Genomic DNA, 23,786 nt, shown 5'->3' on the forward strand with positions numbered 1-23,786 from the left:
CTCAGGAGCGATTCCCGCTCTTGCCCTTTGACCGGAAAACCCCGGCTATATGACTGCCGATTAGAAGGAGATTCTTCAGAAAAAGTAGAAATAAAAGGAGGGGGCGATGGCCGGATGTGTGCGGTTCGTAAACCGGTTGCACAGCTGCTGGTTTCTCGTGGCAATACTTTTTCTGCTGTTCATACCCTATCCGCCTCCAGAAGCATCTGCTGACGGGTTTTCATCGGCGGCCCCAATGGGAGCGGCTCGCTCCTACCATACGGCAACCATCCTGGGTACAGGCAATATCCTCATCTGCGGAGGCCTGGGCACAGGATACCTGAGTTCCACCGAGCTTTATGACCCGGTACGTAATGTCTTTCGCCCCTCCCCCCCGCTTTCCACTCCCCGCTACTACCATTCCGCTACCCTTCTCCCCAACGGTAAGGTTCTCATAGCAGGAGGGAGCGTCAACGCCTCTGAGTATTTCAGAAGCACGGAACTGTATGATCCCTCTACCAATACCATCTCTGCTGCAGCCGAAATGGCTGACCCCCGCAACGCTCATACGGCGACGCTTCTTTCAGACGGCAGAGTCCTTATCGCCGGAGGGTATACAGGGACCGCAACCTTAAGCCGCGCCGAGCTGTACGATCCAGGAACTAATTCGTTCTCCCGCACAGCCGGCGACATGGGCTCACAACGCAACGCCCATACCGCCACACTCTTGCCCGGAGGAAAAATCCTCATAGCCGGAGGATACGTCGGCTCCTCCGCTCACCGTTCGACGGAAGTTTACGACCCGGCAACAAACACCTTCACTAACCTCAATCAGATGAACACTGCTCGCTTCTATCACACCGCGACACTGCTTCCAAACGGTAAAGTCCTTATTGCGGGTGGAGCCAACGATACGGCAGTACTCAGCAGTGCAGAGCTTTTCGATCCCGTCACGGGGACCTTCACAGCCGTGGGGAGTATGTCTTTTGCCCGTCAGTTTCACTCAGCCGTACTTCTCCCAAACGGAAAAGTCCTTATCGCTGGAGGTCGCTACGGCAACACCTTCTTGAACAGCGCCGAGATTTTCGATCCCGATACGAATCTGTTTACTAACGTACCGGGAATGCTGGCCCCTCGGCACGCGCACACAGCCGCACTAATGGCTAACGGAAAGGTCATGATCGCCGGAGGAAGCAATATGACCGGAGCCGTACGCAGTACGGAGGTCTATAATGCAGCCACCGGCTCGTTCTCGCCGCTTTCCGCCATGACAGATCCGCGCACAGGTCACGTCTCCGTGCTCCTTCCAAACGGAATGATCCTTACAGCAGGCGGCGATGGCGGCTCAGGGGCAGTCAACACAGCGGAGACATTCGATCCCTCCACCGGCAGCTCAACGAGCACGGGTATCATGGGGGCACGACGAAAAGCACTCACTGCAACGCTTCTGGCTTCCGGTCAGATTCTGATTGCTGGCGGCAATGACGGATCGAGCAGTCTTTCTTCTGCTGAGCTCTACGATCCCGCAGCCCGCACCTTCACCCACGCATCCGCCATGCATACGCCACGGCAGAACCATACAGCGACGCTGCTTCCCGACGGGAAGGTCCTATTAGCAGGAGGATTAAATAACGGAGCCCCCTTGCGCGAAGCCGAACTTTATGATCCGGCCACCAATTCATTCGCCCCTGCCCCCAGCATCAACACAGAGCGTCATTCCCATTCCGCCGTCCTTCTCCCTTCCGGAAAGGTCCTGATTTCAGGAGGAACAAATTCATCCCCTCTTAGATCGAGTGAACTGTTTGATCCGGCAACGGCAACCTTTTCTCCCACGGGGAACATGCTCGACATACGCTCTGAACATAGCGCACTCCTGCTTCCCGACGGAAAGGTGCTTGTAACAGGCGGTACGAATGGTGTTGCAGCACTCTCCTCAGCCGAGCTGTACGATCCTGATACCGGCTTCTTCAGCGCCACTGGCTCTCTTGCCGCTGCCCGGCATTCTCATACATCCACCCTGCTCAACAATGGAGAAGTTATTGTCAGCGGTGGCATAAACGCAGGAGCGTCAGTCAGTTCCGCAGAGACATACAGTTCTGTGACAAATAACTTTTCCCCAGCTCCTTCCATGACCTCTCCCAGAAGTTCTCACACTGCTGTTCCGTTGCTGGATGGGAGAGTCTACGTCGCCGGCGGCCGAAGTGCGGCCCCTCTTGCGTCGGCGGAAGTGTACGATCCCGGGCTCGGGGTGTCCGAGACCCGCCGGCCTGTCATTTCGACAGTCGAACCGGTGCCGTTTAAACCTAACCAGCTGGTTATTTCCGGGACAGGATTCACGGGAACCACTGAAAGTTCGGGAGGTTCGACCAACAACTCCTCCTCCGATTTTCCGATCTTTCAGTTGCAGCGAGTAGAAGGGGGTCTGACCAGCATTGTAACTTCCGACTCAACGGCCCCTTGGAGCTATAACTTGTTTGCTTCGGCACCCTTCCCCCCCCTTCAGATGGGACACTATCGGGCAAGCATACGTAACAGCAGTATCCCGTCGAAAGAAAAAATCATTCTACTTGCTCCCGCCGTCTCCGCTGCCCCGGGTTCACACGATTTTTCCACCGTCCATGTGAATCATCAGAGCGCGCCACAGCCTTTCACCATCTCCAACACAGGTTCCGCCGACCTCAGCATCACCACGATGCAGATCACTGGTCCTGATGCCGCCATGTTTTCCGCTACCCCAGAACCGGGTTGCAGGCTCTCCGGCATCTGGGGAGTGGAGGAAGCCTGCGACGTAGCAGTCACCTTCGCACCAACATCGGAAGGAATAAAACAGGCGACTATGAGCATAACCTCCAATGATCCCGAAACGCCTGTCATCACACTCTATTTCTCCGGAAGCGGAGCGATTGCTACCTACACCCTTACTGCAGGCTCCGACGGGACAGGAAGCGGAACTTTCAGCCTTTCCACAGGGGAAAGCTGCTCGGGACCCTGCAGTAATTCATATGCCGAAGGCACATCGATAACGATCACCGCCAATCCGGACCAAACATCTTTATTCACCGGCTGGACCGGCTGTGATTCGACTGTCGGCTCCGAATGTACGATGACCGTGAATTCAGCCAGAAGCATCATAGCCACTTTCGTCCATGCTTTTCCTCTCAATGTGACACTCAGCGGGGGCGCAAGCGGCACGGTAAATCTCTCTACGGGAGCAACCTGCAGCGGAAACTGCAATATTCTGATCGGCGATGGAGCGCTTGTTACCCTCACCCCCCTCCCCGGTACATCCTCATTCTTTTCCGGCTGGGAGGGATGTGACACGGTCACGGGCAACTTATGCACCGTTAACATGTCAGCCGCTCGAAATATAATCGCCACCTTTGGAGCGGTCTACCCTCTGACAGTTTCTCTTTCCGGCACAGGAACAGGCTACGTCAACTTGTCGACCGGCCAGACCTGCTCCGGCACCTGCAGTTACCCCTTCAACAGTGGAAGTACCATTACTCTCGCAGCAAGTCCCGAGGCCGGATCGACATTCAATGGGTGGAGTGGCTGCGATTACATAAACGGCTCCTCATGCACCGTAACGATTGCTGCTACAAGACAGGTGACTGCAATCTTTTCCCCTACCTTTCCCCTTGCACTCGAAGTATCGGGAGAAGGACGCGGCACCGTCAACTTCTCCACAGGTCAAAGCTGTTCGAGTACCTGCAGCCACAATTTCGGCAGCGGATCGGTAGTTGTACTTACCGCAGCACCGGAGTCCTCCTTCAGCTTCGGGGGCTGGACAGGCTGTGATACCGTGGTGGGCAACGCATGCACGGTAGCGATATCGGCAGCGCGCAATGTCACCGCCACCTTCACCTCCTCGCCTCTCTCGCTGAATCTGAATTTCAACGGCTCCGGCACGGGTACTGTGACTTTCTCAACCGGAGAGATTTGTACCGGTACATGCAGCCATCCCTTTGGCCCAGGAACAGAAATAAGCCTTACCCCGGCCCCAGGTAGCGATTCGATCTTCAGCGGCTGGTCAGGTTGTGATTCCGTTGGGGGAAATGTCTGCACAGTCACCATAAACCGCGTCCGGCAAGTTACGGCAACGTTCTACAGGGCGTACAACCTCTCATTATCAGTGCTTGGCCCCGGGATAGTGCTGCTTCCCACTGGAGGAATCTGTTCCGGCACCTGCAATCAGACAGTCATCGCCGGTACAACCACCACGTTCACAGCTTTACCGGAAAGTAGTGCCGTCACCGAATGGAACGGGTGCGATTCGCAGACAGATAACACCTGCACCGTTACCATTAACAGCCAAAAAAGCGTAAGTGCCGGTTTCGGTTACCTCGTTAAACTGGGCGAGCGTGTTTTTACCACCATCCAATCAGCATATAACGATGCAGGGGATGGTGACCGGGTACTCATACGCAACAGGGAGTTCCCGGAAATTCTCACCTGCAGCCGGGCGATCACCGTCACCATCTCAGGTGGCTATGACAGGGAGTTCAGCAGCATTGCCGGTCAAACTTCTGTCCTCTCACCTCTGATAATAGGGAAAGGTAGCGTGGTAATAGAAAACGTGGTGATTCGTTAGTGAACTTTGGTTTGGAGGGGGGAGGTCAGCTTGGAAGGCGGCTATGGAACATGCTGAGCGGGGGAACAACAGATGCCCTGACTCCCTCTTTTCTGACGGTGGAACGGAGACGTCGGCGAACGCAGTGTTATCTGGATTTTTAGTGGGGTGGGTTTCCATTGGTTATTGAGGGAGGCCTGTCGTCATTGACAGCTAACTTGCCCCGGAAACCTGCATCCGCTGGCGGACGATTTCAAAAAGCACGATCCCTCCGGCAACAGAGGCGTTGAGGGAGTTTACTCCACCCTTGAGCGGTATACTCACCATCGCGTCGCACGATTTGCGCACCAATGGCCGCACTCCTTCCCCTTCGCTACCGATGACAATCGCTATATTCCCTGTCATTCTCTGGCTATAGATTGAATCGGATGCCTCGTCGGAAGTCCCATAGATCCAGAAACCCTCATCTTTAAGTCGCTGCAGTGCCTGAACCAGATTAGTAACCTGGGCCACCGGTATAGTCTCTACGGCTCCGGCAGATGCCTTTTCAACCGTGGCGGTTACGCCGGCAGCCCGGTCCCGGGGAATGACAACACCGTGTGCGCCCGCACAAGCGGCACTTCTTACGAGGGCACCAAGGTTGTGCGGGTCCTGGATGCTGTCGAGTACAAGCAGAAGGCCCGGCTCACTACTTTTCCGCCAGATGGTGACAATCTCCTCCAGATCTGTGTAGGCGAAAGCCTCCATCCTTAGGGCAACACCCTGATGATGTGGTGTTCCACAGAGCCTGACGAGATCGTCCCGTTCGCGTCTCCGGACAGGAACTCCCCTTTCCGCAGCCAGTGCCACTAGTTTTTCAACCCGCCGTTCCTTTTCGTGAGCAACTATAAAAAGCTCGAAGGCCCTCCGTTTTCCGCGGAGGGCCTCCATGACAGGATTAATGCCGTAAACGAACTCATCTTTCATGGCTTTTCCTCAATTCAGGCTTCAAGCTCCAACAGCTGCAACTTCGTCGACAATGGCAGCACATGCACTCAGCGGATCGGAAGCAGCGCTGATCGGTCTCCCTATTACAAGGTAGTCTGCGCCGGCCTTCACTGCTTCACCAGGGGTCATGATCCGCTTCTGATCGTCCACACCGGCAAAGACAGGTCGAACTCCCGGAGTCACAATAAGAAAATCGGTGCCGCACTCCTCCCGAATGGCTCCGACCTCCTGGGGAGACGCGACAACGCCATCAATTCCGGCTTTTTGGGCTAAGCGAGCAAGCCTTACGACCATTTCCTGCAGCGGCCTCTCGATACCTACCTCCTGCAGAGTCTGCTCCGTTGAAGAGGTCAGAATTGTCACTGCCAGCACTCGTGTGCTGCGCGATTGTGAAGCTTTGTCCAGCTCTTCCCGCGTGCGCGCCATCATCTCGTAACCGCCGAGAGCGTGCAGGTTGAACAGCGTTACCCCCAGCCGGGCGGCCTCTATGGCGGCCATGGCTACAGTGTTTGGAATATCGTGATACTTAAGATCGAGAAAGACCTCGATCCCCCGGTCGAGAATTGTCCTGACGGCGGCGGGTCCGCTTGCAGTAAAAAGCTGCTTTCCAACCTTGAACATCCCAACGTGCCCGGAGAGCAGAGACGCCCACTTCTCTATCTCTTCATAACGATCTACATCAAGAGCAAATATGATTTTTTTCAGAGCTTCATCACGGGTCATGTCTCAACCTTTGCATTATATTCAGGACGAAAGCGCCTGTTTTACCGTAGCTACAACAGTCTCTACCGCATCGTTCATCGGCAGGAGCCGAACCTCTCCGGTTTTGCGGTCTTTGAGCTCAACTTTTCCTTCTGCCAGATTCTTGCTCCCCACCACCAGGCGGAGCGGTATGCCTATAAGGTCGGCATCCTTAAATTTGACTCCGGGTCGCTCATCACGGTCATCGAGAAGCACTTCGACTCCTGCAGCCGAAAGTTGCTCATACAACGACTCCGCAGCGATACGCACCTCATCCTTCTTCGGATCGAGAGCCGATACGATGCAGTGAAAGGGTGCAATCGGAAGAGGGAAGATAATCCCGTTGTCATCATGGTTCTGTTCGATGCATGCAGCCACGGTCCGGCTGACGCCGATGCCGTAGCACCCCATAAAGATCGTCTGTTCTTTACCCTCTGCATCAAGAAAAGTCGCCTTGAGAGCCTTTGAGTACTTCATGCCTAACTTGAAGACGTGACCGACCTCAATTCCGCGCCACATTTCCAGGCTGCCGCCGCTGCACCGTGGGCATGGATCTCCCTGCACTACGTTGCGGATATCGGCCCACATGGTGGGAGTGAAATCCCTGTCAAACCTGACATTTTTATAATGGAGGTCCTTGGCATTGGCACCGGTCACAAAGTTATTCATGCCGCGGACGGCAACATCGGCGATGATTTTCACTGAAAGACCGACAGGCCCGGCAAACCCCACCGGAGCCCCCGTAATACTTTCAACCTGTTCGTCGGAAGCCATCTCCACATGATCGCATCCGAGGGCATTCCTCAGCTTGATCTCATTCAGATCGTGGTCCCCCCGCAGAAGCGCAACCACCTGCTCACCATCCGCCAGTAGAACAAGAGTCTTCAGTAAGGCCGAACTCTGCACCCCGAGAAAACTCGACACTTCTTCGATGCTGCGCCTGTCCGGAGTGAGGACCTTTTCAAGTGGACCATTTTCAGCGCTGACGACACACTCCACCTGACGCGCCTCTGCCTTTTCAACGTTGGCGGCATATTCACAGGCGGAGCATGATACTATGGCATCCTCCCCCGATTCGGCAAGCACCATGAATTCGTGCGATGAAGTCCCGCCTATGGAGCCCGTATCCGCTTCAACCGCCCGGAATTTAAGACCGCACCGCTCGAATATGCGACGGTAGGCTTTATACATCTTTTCGTAAGCGTTGTCGGCGCCAGCTTCATCCACATCAAAGGAATAAGCATCCTTCATGATGAACTCTCGCCCCCGCATCAGCCCGAATCGGGGCCTTATCTCGTCACGGAACTTTCCCTGTATCTGGTAAAGGTTCAGGGGCATCTGACGGTAGCTTTTAACTTCCCGGCGAACCAGGTCGGTGATGACCTCCTCGTGGGTCGGTCCAAGGCAAAATTCGGCATCCTTGCGATCTTTGAATCGCAGCAACTCCTTGCCATACTGCTCCCAGCGCCCCGATTCCTGCCACAGCTCGGCCGGTTGTACCGTCGGCATGAGAAGCTCGATTGCTCCCGCCCTGTTCATCTCCTCTCGGATTATATTCTCTACCTTCCTGATGGATCGGAGCCCCAGGGGAAGGTAGTTGTAAATTCCGGCAGCGAGCTTGCGGATCATGCCTGCGCGCAGCATGAGCTGGTGAGAGATCACTTCCGCATCCGCAGGGGTCTCCTTGACCGTCGGAATGAAATACTGGGAATATCGCATCGTCTACCTCGATCGGATGCGTCCTTGGGGGACGCTAAGGATTATCTTCTAGAATACTTGCCTACAGCTTCCGCATCATCTGCTCGACCTCAGCAACAAGAGCATCCGCAAGTTCCTTCTCCGGCACCTTGCGAACAACCTCACCCTGCCTGAACAGAAGCCCCTCTCCCTTGCCGCCGGCTATCCCGACGTCAGCCTCACGGGCTTCCCCCGGACCGTTGACCACGCAGCCCATCACGGCTATCGTCAATGGGGCTTTTACCTCGCGCAATCGCCGCTCAACCTCTTCAGCCACACTGATAAGATCTACCTGGCAACGGCCGCATGTGGGACAGGAAACCAGGTTTACACCATGCTGGCGAAGCCCGAGGCTCTTGAGAATCTCATAACCTACCCGCACTTCGTCTACGGGATCGCCGGTGAGGGACACACGGAGGGTATCCCCTATCCCCTCAGCCAGCAGAATCCCAAGTCCGACCGCTGATTTGATCGTACCCGAAAAAGTGGTCCCCGCTTCTGTAATGCCTATATGGAGCGGATAGTCCACCGCCTGTGCGAGAAGCCGATATGCATCGACAGTCCTCACAACGTCGGAAGCCTTGAGCGAAATCTTGATCTGGTCGTAGCCGAGATCCTCAAGAATGCGGACGTGCCCCAGCGCCGACTCCACCATTGCCTCGGCCGTCGGATGTCCGTATTTCTCAAGAAGCTCTTTTTCCAGAGAACCTGCGTTCACGCCTATACGAATCGGGATACATCGGTCACGAGCCGCCTGTACGACTTCCGCAACCTTCCATCTCTCACCGATGTTGCCGGGATTGAGGCGCAGACCGTCGACACCCTCATCGAGCACCCTGAGGGCGAGACGGTAGTCGAAATGAATATCGGCCACTACGGGAATGGGACTCTGCCGCTTGATGACACCAAGAGCCTCCGCCGCTTCCATGTCTGGGACTGCGCATCTCACGATCTCACACCCCGCAGTCGAGAGATCGTTTATCTGGGCAAGGGTTGCGGCTACAGCACGAGTGTCGGTGTTGCACATCGACTGGACGCTGCAGGGAGCGCCGCCACCGATCTTAACTGCACCAATGGCTATCTGTCGGGTCGGTTTTTTCATGGCCGGGGCATAGTAGCCAGTTCATCTGATAAAGTCAAGGAGGGAGCGGAACCGGGAGCTGAACGAGAAAAAGGCGGGGATGGTTCCCCGCCTTTTTTATAGCATCGTCAAATGAATGGTTAAACGAGGCCGTGAGCAACCATGGCGTCGGCTACCTTGATGAAGCCGGCAATGTTTGCACCGACAACATAGTTCCCGGGTGCGCCGTACTCTTCCGCAGTCTCGTAGCAGAGCTTGTGGATGCCGACCATGATGTTTTCAAGCTTCTTCTCGGTAAACTCGAAGCTCCAGGAATCACGCTGAGCATTCTGCTGCATTTCCAGGGCAGAAGTGGCAACGCCGCCGGCGTTGGCCGCTTTGCCAGGACCGTATGCGATCTTGGCATCCAGGAATACTTTAACCCCTTCCGGAGTGGTCGGCATGTTCGCCCCTTCACCGACTGCGATGCAGCCGTTCTTAACGAGGGTCTTTGCATCCTTCCCGTTGATCTCGTTCTGGGTAGCGGAGGGCATGGCAACCTGACACGGAATGTCCCAGATGTTGCCGTTTGCGATGTACTTCGCATCCTTGTGGTAGGTAGCATAATCGGAGATGCGCCGCCGCTCGACTTCCTTCAGCTGCTTGATCAGGTCGAGGTCGAGACCTTTTTCGTGAACGATTACACCATTGGAGTCGGAGCAGGCAATGCACTTGCCGCCCAACTGGTGAATCTTCTCGATTGTGTAAATGGCAACGTTGCCGGAACCGGAAACGAGGCATGTTTTTCCTTCGAAGGAATCTTTCCGGACCTTGAGGGCTTCATTGACGAAAAAGGTAGCGCCGTAGCCGGTTGCTTCGGGACGAACCAGAGAGCCGCCCCACTTGAGACCCTTGCCGGTAAGTACGCCTGCCTCCCAGCGGTTGGTGATGCGCTTGTACTGACCGAACATGTACCCGATCTCACGGCCGCCTACACCGATATCGCCGGCGGGGACGTCCGTGTGCTCACCCAGGTGGCGGTAGAGTTCAGTCATGAAACTCTGGCAGAAGCGCATGATCTCATCATCAGACCTACCTTTCGGATCGAAATCGGAACCGCCCTTGCCGCCGCCGATAGGCATGCCGGTAAGAGAGTTCTTGAAGATCTGCTCGAAACCGAGGAACTTGATGATGCCGAGGTACACCGACGGGTGGAAGCGAAGGCCCCCTTTATACGGTCCGAGTGCGCTGTTGAACTCGACACGGAAGCCGCGGTTGATGTGAACCTGCCCGTTGTCATCCTGCCAGGGCACCCTGAAGATGATCTGCCGCTCCGGCTCACAGATGCGCTCAATAATCTTCCGCTCAAGGTATTCAGGATGCTTAGAGACAACGGGACCGAGAGATTCGAGAACTTCGGCAACTGCCTGATGGAACTCCACTTCCCCCGGGTTCCGCTTGAGAACGTCCTGATAAATTCCTTCAAGTTTTTCATCGACCTGTGGTGACATTACTACCTCCCTTGTTGAGTTAAATGCATAAGCACTATGCATGTGTGTGCCTATTTTCCGTGCGACACTTGCAGCCACCGGGCCAACTTGAGCACAAAAGTAGCAAGGTGCCGTTTTTAAAGATTATTATGCCCACAAAATGTGCACCCAAAAACATCATGTCAGGTTTCGACACTTCATCTGATTACATTTTGTGCTTCAACTTCTACTCATTGACGACTCAGTGAGTTTTAAAAAAGTAACATTGACAGTACAGACATTTTAAGGTCTATTGACCAAATGGATAAGAAAAGGCAGCCAGCGATAAATGGAGCGCAGGTCGGGCAATCACTTGATGTGACTATTACATCACTTGACAGGGACGGATATGGCCGTGGGACTGTAGAGAGCCAACAGGTTAAAGTCGCGGGGGGGCTGCCGGGAGAAACCGCACGAGTAAAGGTGACCCATTGCTCCCGTAACATCATTCACGCGGACCTTATCCGGGTCCTGAGACATTCCCCCGATCGCCTTATAACCAAGAACTGCGCCATCTCATCGGAATGCGAGGGGTGCCCTATCCTGCCTATGAAATATTCGGCACAGCTGGCATGGAAGCAGGCGATGGTGAAAGCGGAGCTGGAGAAGGTGCTTCCTCCCGGCGCGGTATCGTTGTCTCCAACCACACCTTCGCCTTCCCCGTTCAACTATCGGAATTCGGCAAAACTTGTTGTGGCTGGGAAACATGCACTACCGCAGATAGGGATTTACAAGCGCAACAGTCACGATGTGATCGATATTGAAAACTGCGCCCTCCACCACCCGCTTATCAATACGATAATAAAGACAGTAAAACAGGGGATCAAGAAGGGAAAGGTGCCTATCTACAGTCCGAGAACCGGATCCGGGCTCCTGCGTTATCTCGTCATCCGTGTCTCCAGCTCCGAAAATCGGGCGATGGTCATCTTCGTTACTGCTGATCGCAGCTACAATGAAATACACCATCTTGCACGCCACCTTCAGGCAGCCGTTCCGGAAGTTGCAGTAGTTGCGCAGAACGTCAACTCTTCCACTGGGAATATCATACTAGGTCCTCGTGACCATTTTCTTACCCGTCAACAAACCCTCATCGATGCCATCGGGAATATCCGCTTTTCTATCTCGCCTCACTCCTTTTTTCAGGTGAACAGCGGCTGCGCAGCCATCCTCTACAAAAAAGTGAGGGAGTACGCGGATCTGAATGGAACCGAACGAGTACTCGATCTTTATTGCGGAGTAGGAGGTATTTCTCTTTTCCTCGCAGATCAAGCCAGGGAAGTAATGGGGATTGAATCGGTTCAGGCTGCGGTTGCTGATGCCGAACGTAATGCAAAGCTCAACGGAGTAAGCAACTGCCGGTTCCTTGCCGGAGATGTGGCTGAACTACTTGAAGATGCTGGACGGGCAGATGTGGTTATACTTAATCCGCCCCGTAAAGGGTGTGACGAGGTGGTATTGCGGAAAGCGGCACAATTGGAGCCGGATAGAATGATCTATGTTTCCTGTTCACCGATTTCCCTCGCTCGTGACCTGAAACTCCTTCATGAACTGGGGTACGTAGCCACTTCGGTTCAGCCGGTTGACATGTTTCCGCAAACCCCACATGTAGAAAACGTGACGCTTATAATAAAGAAGTAACCGCAGCTTCGAGGAAAAGAAAAAGGCGCTCGGTTGAGCGCCTTTGAAGTGTTTGATTACATCCGGGTGCTACTTTCTCAGGACCTTTACCACGGCTGAGAAGTCTTCCTCCCCTCTTCCGTCCTTCACCGCCTGCTCGTAAGACGCACAGACAACTTCAGCAGCAGGCAACTCAAGGTTAACCTTCTTTGCAGCCTCCATCACGAGAAGCAACTGCTCATGAACGTACTTCAACGCCAGGTTCCGAGTGAAGTCCCCACGGGCTATGGTTCGCCCCTTAGAGTGGAAGAGAGGAGAAGCAACCCCGCCGGAGTCGAGCACCTCCAGAATCTTGTCTACGTTGAAGCCCAGTTTCTCGCCGAAGACCAGTCCTTCTGCCAGAGCCTGCATCAGCTCAGCCTGCACGAGGTTCACCAGGAACTTCATTCTGGTGGCATCTCCTATCTCGCCAATGTGTATGATGTTCAGGCCGAAATAGGAGAAGAGTTCGCGACAGCGGCCTACCAGAGACTGGTCCCCCCCGGTGAGAATAGTCATAAGTCCGTTGGCTGCATGTTCCTTGGTGCCCCAGACAGGAGCGTCGAGAAACATTACGCGTCTGCGGGCTGCCTCATCTGCCATCTCCATGGTGCTTTCGAGGGAATGGGTTCCCATATCGACGAGTATCGTGCCTGGATCGATTCCGGCGAAGATTCCCTGCGGACCATAGAGGTCGGGGCGCAGACGCTCCTTTTCAGGCCTGATGATGATGACGACGTCTTTCCCTTTGGCGGCAACCATCGGGTTCTCCGCTGCAACAGCGCCTTTGCCTACCAGCTCATTTACGGGTTCGGAGTCGCTGTCGTACACCATCAGCTTGTAGTTCCCCTTCAGCAGGTTTGCTGCCATATACCTGCCGACCGTTCCCAACCCGATGAATCCGACGTTCCTCAACATATCCGGCCTCCTGAAGTATCAAATAAAAGTGTTATGCGTAATAATACATCTCTCGGCAAAAGAAACAATAACATTATTTTAAAACGAAACGATCAGCGGGATTTTTTCACTCCTATACGGTCGCAGACGGAGAAGAGCGGACAAGTGGAACACTTGGGAGAGGTCGGCAAACAGAGGTTCTGACCGAAGGTAACAAGCCAATCATTGATTACCGGCCAGTAGCGGACAGGCAGCTTAGCACGTAGTACAGCTTCAGTATGGTCAGGACTGGTTGTAGACAAATACCCCCACCGATTGCAGATGCGATGAACATGGGTATCCACACAGATACCAGGTTTTCCGAATCCGAGGGTCACTACCAGGTTTGCAGTCTTACGCCCGACCCCTTTCAGCTTGAGGAGTTCGTCTATTTCATCCGGAACCCTCTCCTGGTACTCCTCGGCAAGAATCCGGCAGATCTCTTTTATCTGCGCAGCTTTGTTCCTATAGAAGCCCACGGGGTAAATTGCTTTCTCCAAGACCGCTAGCGGCAACTCTGCCATTGCAGAAGGGGTATCAGCGAGAGCGAAGAGGCGCTCGGATGCAGCCCCGGTCGTCTTGTCCCTGGTGCGGAGGGAAAGAATACAGGAGATAAGCACCTTGAATGGGCTTCCTTCACGCTGTGATACGATTGTTACAGCGGGGGATTGCCACTGACTGACTGCTTCACCAAGCACCCCCATGGCATAATCGATATCGGTATCCTTCACCGGAGTCCCCGGTTTCGGAAAATTCGCATGAAAAGAACACCAATGATCGACAGGCAGAGGCCGACGCAAAAAAAGAGGTAGCCGATGCTTCGTCCCTCTCCCCATCCAAGGAAATCACGTCCTTTCATAAAAGCAATCATTGCTAAACCGGCAAAGGTACCGATTCCGCCAAGGATATAAATGGTGAAGGCTGCAACAGCAAGACCTATTCCCTGTTTTTTAACCATAGTTTCCTCTACGTTGAAGTTTTCTGGAATACTACTCATTCTATTGGCCACTGACAACCGAAACTTCCTTTGCTGACGGATGGGATAATGATATAAGAACCTATGACTGACAAACAGAAGCGGTTGGTGGACCTGCATATCCACTCATGCCATTCGGATGGGCTTCACACCCCTGTGGAGCTCGTGCGCAGGGCGAAGACGCGAGGCCTGGCGGCCATCGCCATTGCCGATCACGATGCTGTCGAGGGAATAGACGAAGCCTTGGAGGCCGGGAGTCAATACGGCATCGAGGTTATCCCTGCAGTTGAACTCTCGGTGGAACTAGACGAGTACCGGGATGTGCACGTGCTGGGATATTTAATAGACCACCACGATCAGCTGTTCCGGAAACAACTGGCGCTTTTCAGGTCGCGCCGCGAGGAGCGGGGCCGCCTAATCGTAAAACGGATAAACGAACAGCTGGCTGCAGAACACCATGAGCCGATTCGGTATGAAGAGGCAGTCGCAACGGCAGAGGGGGCGCTAGGGCGGCCTCACATCGCGCGACTGCTGCTGGCAAAAGGAATAGTGCGCACTATGCAGGATGCCTTCCTCCGCTACCTGGGGCCGTGCGACGTTCCGAAAGAATACTTTCCGTTCGATAAGGCACTGAAAGAAATCAGACGCATCGGGGGCGTATCTGTCCTTGCTCACCCGCCGAGCATATCCCAGGACCGGGAGATTCTAGGAACTGTAATACGGGGCCTGGTTGAGAGGGGGCTTGATGGAATTGAAGTATTCAACAACATGTGCTACAAAGAGGACTCGCTGTTCCTGGCGGGACTGGCAGCCGAAACCGGGCTCATTTCGACGGGTGGATCGGACTTTCATGGTGGCGATTCAGACACGGAGATTGGAAGTCTCCGTAATGGCCTCAAGGTGAGTTACGAATGCGTTGAGAAACTGAAGGATCGTCAATCTCGCCGCATTCTATCTGCCACCTGAACAATCACGGCAGTCGAAATGCAATTACATCGCCTGAAAGAAGGACGCCATGGCCGATGCAAAAGAAGTACTGGAACTGATGAGGAACGTAGCACGATCCAGGCTGGACATGCTGAACAATGGTGTTACGTTTTACGATGAGGGGAAAAAGGCATTTTATGCCGGGGAGTACCGCAAGAAACTTGACGAGATAGATCGCCTGATACGGCGCTTCAGCCTGAAGCTCGTCCACAGTAAAGAAAAAGAATCAGACCGCCCCGAGTCTTAGCCGAGACTCTCCACAACCCCTATTTTTTGTAGGGTTTGTAGCTGATTACCTGCACGGTATCCTCAATCTCCACGACCCCTTCTATCCCTGCGATGATAGTCATCGCTTTCTCTTTTTCCAGCTCCGAATGAACGTGACCGGCAAGGAAAACCTCGCCTCCTCTGGCGCTGATTCGGAAATGTGATGTTTCAATATTGTCCGCCTTCAGAAGCTCAGTCTCTATCCTTTTGGCAAGGATGACGTCATCCAGGAAAGAGTTGGCCTCCGCCTCAGCTTCTTTCAGCCGCGGATCTCTTGCCGCCGCTACGATGCTGTCTACAATGGCCCCAACTGAGAGACGGGAAGTGTTGAAAACAAGATCGTACCCCAGCGAATCAGTCCAGTCTCGGTCGAAATAGAATTGAATGAATCCCCCCCGCTGATGATCACTTTTGCGAATCAGTTCACGCGCCAGATCGGGGTCCATCCATTCGCGTTCTGCGAAGTTCTCAACTCTCTCGTCAAATGGAGCGGTAAACCTTATACGTAACACGTTCCGCATTTCCTTCAGCAGGTCCTGTGCACCTCGGCCGTAGAGGATTGCATTCCCCTTTTTCACGCAGTCGAGCATGATGAGATCAATCGTTCCAAGACATGCGGCGTGCACTCTATCTTCGGCAGAAAGAAAAACCGGAGGCTTTTCATCGACCCGCTCAACCATTTCGGGTGTAAGACCGTACAGGGGAGCGAGTTCAGCGATTTTAGGACCGTCGATAAGAGTGTATTTGAGTTTCTTGGCTACTTCCCTTGTTATCTGATAAGCGCCGGTGCCCATTTCTCGGGAAACGGTTATGATCGCCATCTTTCCTCCTGGTATTATTCCGCTGCACAGGGCAGTTCCCTCTGGGTACAATCTCGGAAGGTTTTTAGCATTTTACGAGCCGAGGGACAAGGGGTAATTTATCTTGAATTGACCTATCCTATTCAATCCTTACTTTCTTGACCCCCTCAACCGACGACAGGTTTTCTGAAAGCGCTTCGAGATGTCCGCGAGTATTGTATTTCGCTTGATATTCGAGAAGAAGCTCCCCTGCCTCGACATTTCTCTCGACTGCTACGTTCACCAGCATCAGTTCGCTCTCAAGCAGCAGCTGTTCTATACGCTGTTTCTGTCCTGTTCTGTCGCTGCTCCACACTTTGATCGCAGTATAAGCATCCCGTCCGAGTCTCAGCTCCACTCTTTTCAGGAGGAGCAGGCTGAACAGGGAGAGAACCGTCACAAGGAAAGCCGTCAGAAACATTCCGATCCCGCATGACAGCCCGATTCCAGCAGCTACCCACAGACATGCAGCCGTAGTCAATCCTCTTATGGAAGTCCGCTCCCTGATGATGGCTCCAGCACCGAGAAACCCTATCCCTGTGACGATCTGGGCAGCAATCCTTCCCGGGTCCACTCCTATTGGCATCGCGCCGCTGAAGTTGCCGTATATCCTATAGATGTACAGTGAAGCAAGGGCGTATAGGCATGATCCGAGGGAAACAAGCAGATGGGTCCTGAAGCCTGCTGACCGACCATGAACTTCTCTCTCCAAACCGATGAGTCCACCCAGCAGAGCTGAAATGACGAGTCGTACTGCCATGTCTGAATTGAGATCGTGAACCATGATTGTCCTATGATATGAATTTAAAGGGTTTAACCATCCAGAGATACAGAGACCGTCACAGTGAACCGCTGATACCGGTCACCACATGTTACTGTCAGTGGCAGGCGTACTACGCCATTCTCAAGCAACGGCTCACCCAACTCGACTACATGTCCCAACACAGTTTGTCCATGGGTTTCTAGGTGCGCAGTCTTAACCTCTTCAGGCGCGCCTATCGGCACACCAGCAGGTGAAGGACCCTGGCCGCTGCCGAAGATATCGGAAATCTTCTTTTCGAACATTCCTGTTGAGTCCGTCACGTTAAGTCCCTGCTGACGTAGATCGATTTGGATCAACTTCAAAAGAGTACCCAACGTATCGACCACTCCTTCTCCGGACCTTGCGACAGCGGAAACCGTTCGAAAGGTATCGGCATTTAACATGCCGATCATATCCCCAACCGGAGAAGCACCCGGCAAATCCCGTTTGTTGAGCTGAATGACCATAGGGATTTCACGTAACGACCGACCTACCTCCTCCAGCAACTCCTTAAGTTGCCGAATGCTGTCGCTATTGGCCTCCATGCGTGCCGGGTCCGAATCTGCAACGAAAACGATGCCGTCGACCCCTTTCAGCACCATCCTCCATGAAGTAGAGGAGCCATCATCGAGCAGCGTATACAGGTGATACCTCAAAGAGTAACTCGAAGGTGCGGAATCTGCTGAAGCCGAAAGGATATCGAAGAAAAGCATGCGAGCGTCATGAAGTTCCATCAACTTCGGCTTCCCACGCTCCTTCTCCTGTAGCTGAGAGAATACCTGCTGAAGGTTTGTCTCCTTACCGGCCATGCCGGGCCCGAAATATACGATCTTCGCGTTTATCTCCTGCTTGATATGGTTAATCAGGGCCACGCAGCATCTCCCTTACCTTTTCTTCTGAATGGTGTTCAACATCTTTCGAGCCTGCGCCGCAATGACTGAAGATATATTCCTGCTCTTCGCGAGCATGCTGAGGTCCCTTTCGGACAATGTGGAGAGAAACCGTAATGCGACCGGTAGAGGCGTCTTGCTGTTCTCCACAAGAGCCTTACGAATCCGGTAGTTCTTGATCCAGTCCTTGTTGCAGCAGATGAGCCGCACAGCTTCGTCATTGATCGTGCTAGACCGGGCGACAACTTCTATTTCCTGATCCGTGATTCTGGGATTCTTCAGAACCGCTCCAGAAACCAGCTTGTTTGTGTCCCTCAAGAGTATGCTGCGCCATTCCTTGTCACCCGTCATGGCGTATTTTATTTTCTCTGTAATGCTCAACTCCTGAGCCAGGCTATGTTTGCTCCTGAACTCCTCGCCTTCATCATCCGGCACATCAAGAATTTCATCCTCAGATGCGGGATCAAGATCACCGTTGGGAGTATCTGGGTCATGATTCGGCGGAGCGGCTGCGGCAATGAAATCCCGAGTCCCCTTATCAATAAGAGGATGAGCCATGATAAGCAAAATGATATCTTCCTTGGTACGGTGGATCCGAGCCAAAGCATCGAGAACCTTTGGGTGAGTTTCGGGTGAAAGAACCAGTTCCAGCAGCATTCCGTGCGACATGCCCTGGAGTGCAGCAAGTGCGGCCGACCGTATCCGTTCGTCGTGATCGCGGCTAAGAACTACGAGAACAACCGCCAGCTCCGCTGTAGGAAAAGAACCTTCCCCGCGTGCTGCCTTGAGCTTCTCTTCTGTTCCCGCCTCTCCATTTAGAAGGCGCGCAGCCGCAGGGGAGACCCTAAGCCTTACCTTGTGTACGGATACACCAGGCCGGTCCGTCACTTTGATGCCACTACCCTTGCCTCGATCCCTGCCTTATTCAGGTCCCGGACCTGCCGCTCAGCAGCCTTCCTCGGTAGTCCCGAAGCAGTGATGCGGCTGACTGGAAGGTTGACCTTAACATCCCGAACGGTGATTGAGAAACCCGCCGCCATCAGTCGATCCCTTTCTTTTACCGCCTGCCCCTGATTGTAAAAGGAACCTGCGTAGAGAGAGTACCCTCCGTTCTCATGCAAAACAAACCCTGAGCCCGTGAATTTCCTCAACCCGTTCAAGTTGCTCTCGGCCTCCTGCCTGGTGGGATGCCGAGAGACATGGAGCCGATGCATTTTCTCCTCTTTCTTCGTCTGTATAACTGAGATCTTTCTGCTGCCCGCCTGCTTAAGGCTGAACGAAACCTTTTCTTTTTCTTTCGCAAGAACTACATCCACCACAACCGAAACTGCATCTACTGCTTTCGTTTTAGGCTTATCAGCTTTCTTTTCCTTCTGAGACTTCGCAGCGCGCTCTTCGCTCTGGCTCTGCCGGGAAGCAGACGCCTTCAGTTCAGGTTCTGCGCGCGGTGCCAAAGCACCTTTATCCGCCTTCTTTCCGTGCTCCGCCACAACAGGAGAAGGCGTTTCCGGCTTCTGAACATTGGAGGGCTTGTCGGCGGTTCCAGCAGTCCCCCGCTCTGCGCCCCCTTCGGCTGCACTGACTTTTTGCTGTGCTGTAGTCATCTGCTGCTGCTCTACACGGGGCGGGATAGGTTGTTTTAGCACAGGAGCCTCCGTTGCAGGAGCGGTTACCCCTCCATCGTGAGGCTTGATCAAACCGGTAAAAAAATAAGCATACCCGGCCAGAAGAGCTACCATAAGCAGGAGCAGCAGAAGCGTCCGCTGCACACCGCCTTTTTCACCCAATGCAGGGTTCTTTCCGGCGCCCCTCGGCTCCTGTGGAACAACCATACAAACTACCTCCTTGTTGTGCAGGTACAGCCGTAATGCCCTAATGGGTTCGGCTGTACCCCCTGCGTTTCCTAATGGGAATGATTATTTTTCCCCTGTTCCGACGCCGATTCAGCGATGATTTTCTGGGCAAGGTGCGTCGGCACCTCTTCGTAATGAGAAAACTCCATTGTAAACATGCCGCGGTCACTGGTCATTGATTTCAAGTCGTTGGCGTAGGTGAGGACCTCGGCCATCGGCACAACCGTCCTGATTATCTGAGAGTTTGCCTTCGGTTCTACCCCCACTACCTTCCCGCGCCTTGAATTGATGTCCCCTATGACGTCCCCCATTACTTCCTCGGGAACCGTTATTTTCATATTCATGATTGGCTCAAGAAGCACGACCTTTGCAGTTTCCATTGCTTTCTTGAAAGCCAGGGAACCGGCGACTTTAAATGCCATCTCTGAAGAATCGACAGTGTGAAAGGAACCATCGAAAACCGCCGCCTTGAAGTCGACGAGAGGATACCCAGCGAGAAAACCGTCCTGTGCAGCCTCGAAGATACCCTTTTCTACAGCTGGAATGTACTGACGAGGAATGACTCCTCCAACAATCTTATCCTCGAACTGGAAGCCGTCCCCCCGACTCAGCGGAGAGAACTCAACCCAGCAGTCGCCATATTGCCCACGTCCACCACTCTGTTTCTTGTACTTTCCCTGTGCCTTGACACCTGCCTTGAAAGTCTCAAGATACGGTACCTTCTGGGTCTTCATCTCCACGTCTACGCCGAACTTGCGCTTCAGTTTCTCGATAGTCACCTCAAGGTGAACCTGACCCATACCCGACAGTATCAGCTCCCGAGTCTTTTCATCCCGACGGGCCTGGATCGTCTGGTCCTCCTCCATGAGGCGCTGGAGAGCCCCGTGGATCTTGTCCTCGTCATTCTTCGTCTTTGGCTGTATCGCATACGAGATTACGGGCTGCAGGGGCTTTATCGGCTCGAAGACAATAGGTTTGTCCTTGGAACAGAGTGTGTCACCTGTCAGCGTCTCCTTGAGCTTCGCCACCGCAACAATGTCCCCTGCAACGGCTTGCTTGATCGGCTTCTGCTTCTTGCCTTCAAGCTGAAATATCTGTCCTATCCTTTCCTCGGCCTCTCGTACGGAGTTGTATACGGTTGAATCTGAATTCAGTGTTCCGGAGTATATTCGAAAAATAGTGATCTTCCCGGCATAAGGGTCGGAAGTCGTTTTAAAAACCAGTGCAGAGAAAGGTTCCGACTCCTCAGGAGCGCGTTCCTCTATCTCTCTGGTCTTAGGATTCGTGCCGTGGACCTTTCCCCTGTCGAGCGGCGACGGAAGGCAGTGGCATATGTAGTCGAGGAGATGGCGGACGCCTATGTTCAGAACAGCAGAGCCGCAGAAGACTGGGGTAAAGGTATAACGAAGTGTACCGATGCGCAGACCGTCAAGAATTTCTTCCTCTGTCAGTTCGCCTGTCTCCAGATACTTCTCCGTCAATGCATCATAAGCCTCGGCGACCGTCTCAACCAGAATTTCACGCAGTCTTTGAGCCTCGGGTTGGTACTCAGCGGGAATCTCTGTTTCGGTGTAGGTACCCGAAAAATCCTTAGCATAGCGATACGCCTTCATTCGGACCAGATCGATGACACCCTCGAACGTTTCCGCAGCGCCCAGCGGCATCTGCACCGCGACCCCCCGAGCTTTTAGCGACTTCTCCATGTCATCTATTGCCCGCAGAAAATTCGCGTATTCCCTGTCCATCTTGTTAACGAAGGCGATACGGGGGATTTCGAACTCATTAGCCCATTCCCAGACCTCCTCGGTCTGGACCTTCACCCCCGAAATAGCGGACAGAATAACTACGGCACCGCCGAGAGCCCTCAAGCAGGCTCGCGTATCGGCAATGAAGTTCCCGTACCCTGGGGTATCCACTATGTGAAGATCATAGCCGTTCCACTCGCAGTGATGGAGGGAAGAGGAAATAGTGATCTTACGCTTTATTTCCTCGGGGTCGAAGTCCATGTTGGAAGTACCGTCATCGACACGTCCCAACCGGTCGGTCATTCCAGCATCGAACAACAATGCCTCAGTCAAGGAAGTCTTACCGGCACCTCCATGAGCGACAATACCAAGGTTCCTCAGCTTTGCGGTGTCATACTTCGGCATACACTCTTCCCCCCTTTGGATGTATTGTGGCTATCTGTTCCGCTCGTACAAAATGCGCAATCCTTCCAAGGTTAGAAACTCGTCCACGCCCTCTATTGTTTTGGATTCGGGAGCAATCAATCCGGCTAGCCCCCCTGTAGCGATCACTTTTGGATTATCCTTGCTTTCGTTCTTCATCCTGCCGACAATCTCGTCCACAAGGCCTATGTAGCCGTAGAAGATGCCGGCCTGCATGGAATTCACGGTATTCTTGGCTATGATGGCCGGAGGTTTGATGATTTCAACCCGCGGCAGCTTGCTTGCCTTCTGAAACAGCGCTTCCATGGAAATCATGACCCCCGGGACGATTGCCCCGCCGCAATATTCCCCCTTTCTGTTCACATAATCGAACGTTGTAGCCGTGCCGAAGTCGACGATCACCAAAGAGGTCCGGTATTTTTCGAAGCCTGCAACGGCATTGACTATCCTGTCAGCGCCGACTTCTTTCGGATTATCGTAATGTATGGGCATCCCCGTTTTTATTCCGGGACCCACGACATAGGGTTTAAAAGAAAAATATTGCTGTGACAGTTTTTCTAGGACCCCCGTCAGGGTCGGAACGACGGAAGATATTATGATGTCTTTCACATCGCCGAAGCTGATGCCCGCAAGACGGAACAGGTCGTGGACAAGGATCCCGTACTCGTCGGGTGTTTTCGATTTGTCGGTCGATACGCGCCAATCCCTGACAAGATGATCGCCGTCGTAGATGCCGAGGACTATGTTACTGTTGCCGACGTCGATTACCAGAAGCAAGAAGACCTCCCTGTTCCTTTATATGAGAGTAACATCGCCAGCCAGTATTTTTTCCACGGACCCTTCCCCCACCTGCAGAAGAAGGGCGCCATACTCATCGATTCCGATGACTACCCCGGTCACTTCCCTCTCCTGAACGGTCACCCTGACAGAGCGCCCCATAACGGTACTGCGTGCCAGCCATTCATCCCTAATGGGTTTATAACCGTTTGCAAGAAAGCTGTCGTACAGGTCATCCAGAGATCGAAGGAGGACGCGCGTGAAGGACTGACGATCAACTGCTTTTTCCTGCTCAAGCAACAATGATGTGGCCGGATGCCGCAGCTCCATCGGAAATTGGTCGCAGGTCATATTTAAATTTACGCCGATTCCGAGGATGATGAAGTTCACCTGCTCCGTTTCCGCACTTAACTCATTCAGGAGACCCGCAACCTTCCGCCCGTTGACAAGGACGTCATTCGGCCATTTTATCAAAGGACGGAGATCAGTCTCCTGCTCGATGGCTCGGGCAACCGCAACCGCAGATGAAAAGGTCAGCTGTGCAGCCTGCATCGGTGCTATAGGTGGCCGTAGGATAACAGAACAGTAAAGATTGACGCCGTCGGGAGATTCCCAGCGCCGCCCAAGTCGACCTTTTCCTAACCGCTGGGCTTCGGCGAGAACAACAGTCCCCTCTGCTGCGCCTTCCTCCGCTAATTGGTAGGCCGTTTCATTAGTTGACTCGATCTCACGGTACCAGACCAGCCGGGAGCCGATTCTTTTTGCATCAAGTCCGGCAGAAAGCTCCGGAGGTATCAGTGTATTCGGTGCCGAAATAAGCCGATAGCCGCGGGAGGGAACCGCGGCTATCTCGTACCCCAGATCCCGGAGAGCTTTAATATGTTTCCATACGGCAGTTCGCGAAATATGCAGCGCATCGCTCAACTCCTCGCCGGAAAGAATCCCGTCTCCCCGCCGACGGAACATGTCAAGAATCCGGTGGTCCGTTCCGGTGGCGGCGGAATCAACCAGTGAGGCATTGCAGTGCATATG

The 23,786-nt window shown here is 53.6% G+C and carries 20 protein-coding genes; 4 read left to right on the forward strand and 16 right to left on the reverse strand.

Annotation, left to right across the window (positions count from 1 at the left end):
- Positions 1-106: 106 nt before the first annotated feature.
- Positions 107-4,570 carry a kelch repeat-containing protein gene (locus CFB04_RS05545; protein ID WP_088534345.1) on the forward strand — a complete coding sequence of 1,488 codons (4,464 nt, stop codon included), beginning with the start codon at positions 107-109 and terminating at the stop codon, positions 4,568-4,570.
- A gap of 192 nt (positions 4,571-4,762) precedes the next feature.
- Here CFB04_RS05545 and rlmB read toward each other — a convergent pair whose 3' ends face one another.
- From rlmB to gdhA, 5 genes are all read right to left on the reverse strand, one after another.
- The gene (gene rlmB, locus CFB04_RS05550; RefSeq protein ID WP_088534346.1) at positions 4,763-5,515 is read right to left on the reverse strand and encodes a 23S rRNA (guanosine(2251)-2'-O)-methyltransferase RlmB; all 753 of its coding nucleotides are present in this window, start codon (positions 5,513-5,515) and stop codon (positions 4,763-4,765) included.
- Positions 5,516-5,536: 21 nt separating this feature from the next.
- Entirely contained in the window at positions 5,537-6,259 is a 723-nt protein-coding gene (gene pyrF, locus CFB04_RS05555) for an orotidine-5'-phosphate decarboxylase (protein WP_088534347.1), read from the reverse strand.
- A gap of 21 nt (positions 6,260-6,280) precedes the next feature.
- Positions 6,281-7,996, reverse strand: coding sequence for a proline--tRNA ligase (locus CFB04_RS05560; RefSeq protein WP_088534348.1), 1,716 nt, complete (start codon positions 7,994-7,996; stop codon positions 6,281-6,283).
- Between the two features lie 61 nt (positions 7,997-8,057).
- Complete coding sequence (ispG, locus tag CFB04_RS05565) at positions 8,058-9,116, reverse strand: flavodoxin-dependent (E)-4-hydroxy-3-methylbut-2-enyl-diphosphate synthase (protein WP_088534349.1); 1,059 nt, start codon at positions 9,114-9,116, stop codon at positions 8,058-8,060.
- A 119-nt stretch (positions 9,117-9,235) separates the two neighbouring features.
- Positions 9,236-10,585 (reverse strand): NADP-specific glutamate dehydrogenase, encoded by a 1,350-nt coding sequence (gene gdhA, locus CFB04_RS05570; RefSeq protein ID WP_088534350.1) that lies wholly within the window; start codon positions 10,583-10,585, stop codon positions 9,236-9,238.
- A gap of 279 nt (positions 10,586-10,864) precedes the next feature.
- On the opposite strand from gdhA, the gene rlmD reads away from it, so the two are divergent.
- Complete coding sequence (gene rlmD, locus CFB04_RS05575) at positions 10,865-12,241, forward strand: 23S rRNA (uracil(1939)-C(5))-methyltransferase RlmD (RefSeq protein ID WP_088534351.1); 1,377 nt, start codon at positions 10,865-10,867, stop codon at positions 12,239-12,241.
- A 69-nt stretch (positions 12,242-12,310) separates the two neighbouring features.
- On the opposite strand, the gene CFB04_RS05580 is transcribed toward rlmD, so the two are convergent.
- The 3 genes from CFB04_RS05580 to CFB04_RS05590 form a co-directional block, all read right to left on the reverse strand.
- Positions 12,311-13,177, reverse strand: coding sequence for an NAD(P)-dependent oxidoreductase (locus CFB04_RS05580; RefSeq protein ID WP_088534352.1), 867 nt, complete (start codon positions 13,175-13,177; stop codon positions 12,311-12,313).
- A 92-nt stretch (positions 13,178-13,269) separates the two neighbouring features.
- Positions 13,270-13,926: an endonuclease III gene (nth, locus tag CFB04_RS05585; RefSeq protein WP_088534353.1), complete on the reverse strand. Its 657-nt coding sequence runs from the start codon at positions 13,924-13,926 to the stop codon at positions 13,270-13,272.
- On the reverse strand, positions 13,923-14,204 hold the full coding sequence (locus CFB04_RS05590) for a hypothetical protein (RefSeq protein WP_369833232.1): 282 nt from the start codon (positions 14,202-14,204) through the stop codon (positions 13,923-13,925). Before CFB04_RS05590 ends, nth begins: the two co-directional genes overlap by 4 nt.
- Before the next feature lie 51 nt (positions 14,205-14,255).
- Between CFB04_RS05590 and CFB04_RS05595 the strand changes: the two genes are divergently transcribed.
- Positions 14,256-15,137 carry a PHP domain-containing protein gene (locus CFB04_RS05595; RefSeq protein WP_088534355.1) on the forward strand — a complete coding sequence of 294 codons (882 nt, stop codon included), beginning with the start codon at positions 14,256-14,258 and terminating at the stop codon, positions 15,135-15,137.
- Positions 15,138-15,186: 49 nt separating this feature from the next.
- Positions 15,187-15,405, forward strand: a complete 219-nt coding sequence (locus CFB04_RS05600) for a hypothetical protein (protein WP_088534356.1) — start codon at positions 15,187-15,189, stop codon at positions 15,403-15,405.
- A 19-nt stretch (positions 15,406-15,424) separates the two neighbouring features.
- Here the strand turns inward: CFB04_RS05600 and CFB04_RS05605 are convergent, their stop codons facing one another.
- The 8 genes from CFB04_RS05605 to CFB04_RS05640 all read right to left on the reverse strand — a co-directional run bounded on the left by CFB04_RS05605 (position 15,425) and on the right by CFB04_RS05640 (position 23,783).
- A complete protein-coding gene (locus CFB04_RS05605; RefSeq protein ID WP_088534357.1) occupies positions 15,425-16,246 on the reverse strand; it encodes a cytidylate kinase family protein in 822 nt (273 codons plus the stop codon).
- Positions 16,247-16,364: 118 nt separating this feature from the next.
- Positions 16,365-17,048 carry an MgtC/SapB family protein gene (locus CFB04_RS05610; RefSeq protein WP_088534358.1) on the reverse strand — a complete coding sequence of 228 codons (684 nt, stop codon included), beginning with the start codon at positions 17,046-17,048 and terminating at the stop codon, positions 16,365-16,367.
- 29 nt (positions 17,049-17,077) lie between these two features.
- The gene (locus CFB04_RS05615) at positions 17,078-17,938 is read right to left on the reverse strand and encodes an ATP/GTP-binding protein (RefSeq protein WP_088534359.1); all 861 of its coding nucleotides are present in this window, start codon (positions 17,936-17,938) and stop codon (positions 17,078-17,080) included.
- Between the two features lie 12 nt (positions 17,939-17,950).
- Positions 17,951-18,844, reverse strand: coding sequence for a hypothetical protein (locus CFB04_RS05620; RefSeq protein WP_088534360.1), 894 nt, complete (start codon positions 18,842-18,844; stop codon positions 17,951-17,953).
- Positions 18,841-19,788 carry a hypothetical protein gene (locus CFB04_RS05625; RefSeq protein ID WP_088534361.1) on the reverse strand — a complete coding sequence of 316 codons (948 nt, stop codon included), beginning with the start codon at positions 19,786-19,788 and terminating at the stop codon, positions 18,841-18,843. The genes CFB04_RS05620 and CFB04_RS05625 overlap by 4 nt, the downstream gene beginning before the upstream one ends.
- Positions 19,789-19,859: 71 nt before the next feature.
- Entirely contained in the window at positions 19,860-21,959 is a 2,100-nt protein-coding gene (gene fusA, locus CFB04_RS05630; protein WP_088534362.1) for an elongation factor G, read from the reverse strand.
- A gap of 30 nt (positions 21,960-21,989) precedes the next feature.
- Positions 21,990-22,754, reverse strand: a complete 765-nt coding sequence (locus tag CFB04_RS05635; protein ID WP_088534363.1) for a type III pantothenate kinase — start codon at positions 22,752-22,754, stop codon at positions 21,990-21,992.
- An 18-nt stretch (positions 22,755-22,772) separates the two neighbouring features.
- Entirely contained in the window at positions 22,773-23,783 is a 1,011-nt protein-coding gene (locus tag CFB04_RS05640; RefSeq protein WP_088534364.1) for a biotin--[acetyl-CoA-carboxylase] ligase, read from the reverse strand.
- Between the last annotated feature and the right edge of the window lie 3 nt (positions 23,784-23,786).

This window comes from Geobacter sp. DSM 9736 (assembly GCF_900187405.1).
Lineage (GTDB): Bacteria > Desulfobacterota > Desulfuromonadia > Geobacterales > Geobacteraceae > DSM-9736.

What these genes read in the sequence shown, in the direction of transcription:
- CFB04_RS05610 (WP_088534358.1), bottom strand. Translation starts at nt 17,048, where the DNA reads ATGGTTCACGATCTCAATTCAGACATGGCAGTACGACTCGTCATTTCA.
- CFB04_RS05560 (WP_088534348.1), bottom strand. Translation starts at nt 7,996, where the DNA reads ATGCGATATTCCCAGTATTTCATTCCGACGGTCAAGGAGACCCCTGCG.
- CFB04_RS05625 (WP_088534361.1), bottom strand. Translation starts at nt 19,788, where the DNA reads ATGGTTGTTCCACAGGAGCCGAGGGGCGCCGGAAAGAACCCTGCATTG.
- rlmB (WP_088534346.1), bottom strand. Translation starts at nt 5,515, where the DNA reads ATGAAAGATGAGTTCGTTTACGGCATTAATCCTGTCATGGAGGCCCTC.
- CFB04_RS05640 (WP_088534364.1), bottom strand. Translation starts at nt 23,783, where the DNA reads ATGCACTGCAATGCCTCACTGGTTGATTCCGCCGCCACCGGAACGGAC.
- pyrF (WP_088534347.1), bottom strand. Translation starts at nt 6,259, where the DNA reads ATGACCCGTGATGAAGCTCTGAAAAAAATCATATTTGCTCTTGATGTA.
- CFB04_RS05580 (WP_088534352.1), bottom strand. Translation starts at nt 13,177, where the DNA reads ATGTTGAGGAACGTCGGATTCATCGGGTTGGGAACGGTCGGCAGGTAT.
- CFB04_RS05545 (WP_088534345.1), top strand. Translation starts at nt 107, where the DNA reads ATGGCCGGATGTGTGCGGTTCGTAAACCGGTTGCACAGCTGCTGGTTT.
- gdhA (WP_088534350.1), bottom strand. Translation starts at nt 10,585, where the DNA reads ATGTCACCACAGGTCGATGAAAAACTTGAAGGAATTTATCAGGACGTT.
- fusA (WP_088534362.1), bottom strand. Translation starts at nt 21,959, where the DNA reads ATGCCGAAGTATGACACCGCAAAGCTGAGGAACCTTGGTATTGTCGCT.
- ispG (WP_088534349.1), bottom strand. Translation starts at nt 9,116, where the DNA reads ATGAAAAAACCGACCCGACAGATAGCCATTGGTGCAGTTAAGATCGGT.
- CFB04_RS05605 (WP_088534357.1), bottom strand. Translation starts at nt 16,246, where the DNA reads ATGGCGATCATAACCGTTTCCCGAGAAATGGGCACCGGCGCTTATCAG.
- CFB04_RS05600 (WP_088534356.1), top strand. Translation starts at nt 15,187, where the DNA reads ATGGCCGATGCAAAAGAAGTACTGGAACTGATGAGGAACGTAGCACGA.
- rlmD (WP_088534351.1), top strand. Translation starts at nt 10,865, where the DNA reads ATGGATAAGAAAAGGCAGCCAGCGATAAATGGAGCGCAGGTCGGGCAA.
- CFB04_RS05595 (WP_088534355.1), top strand. Translation starts at nt 14,256, where the DNA reads ATGACTGACAAACAGAAGCGGTTGGTGGACCTGCATATCCACTCATGC.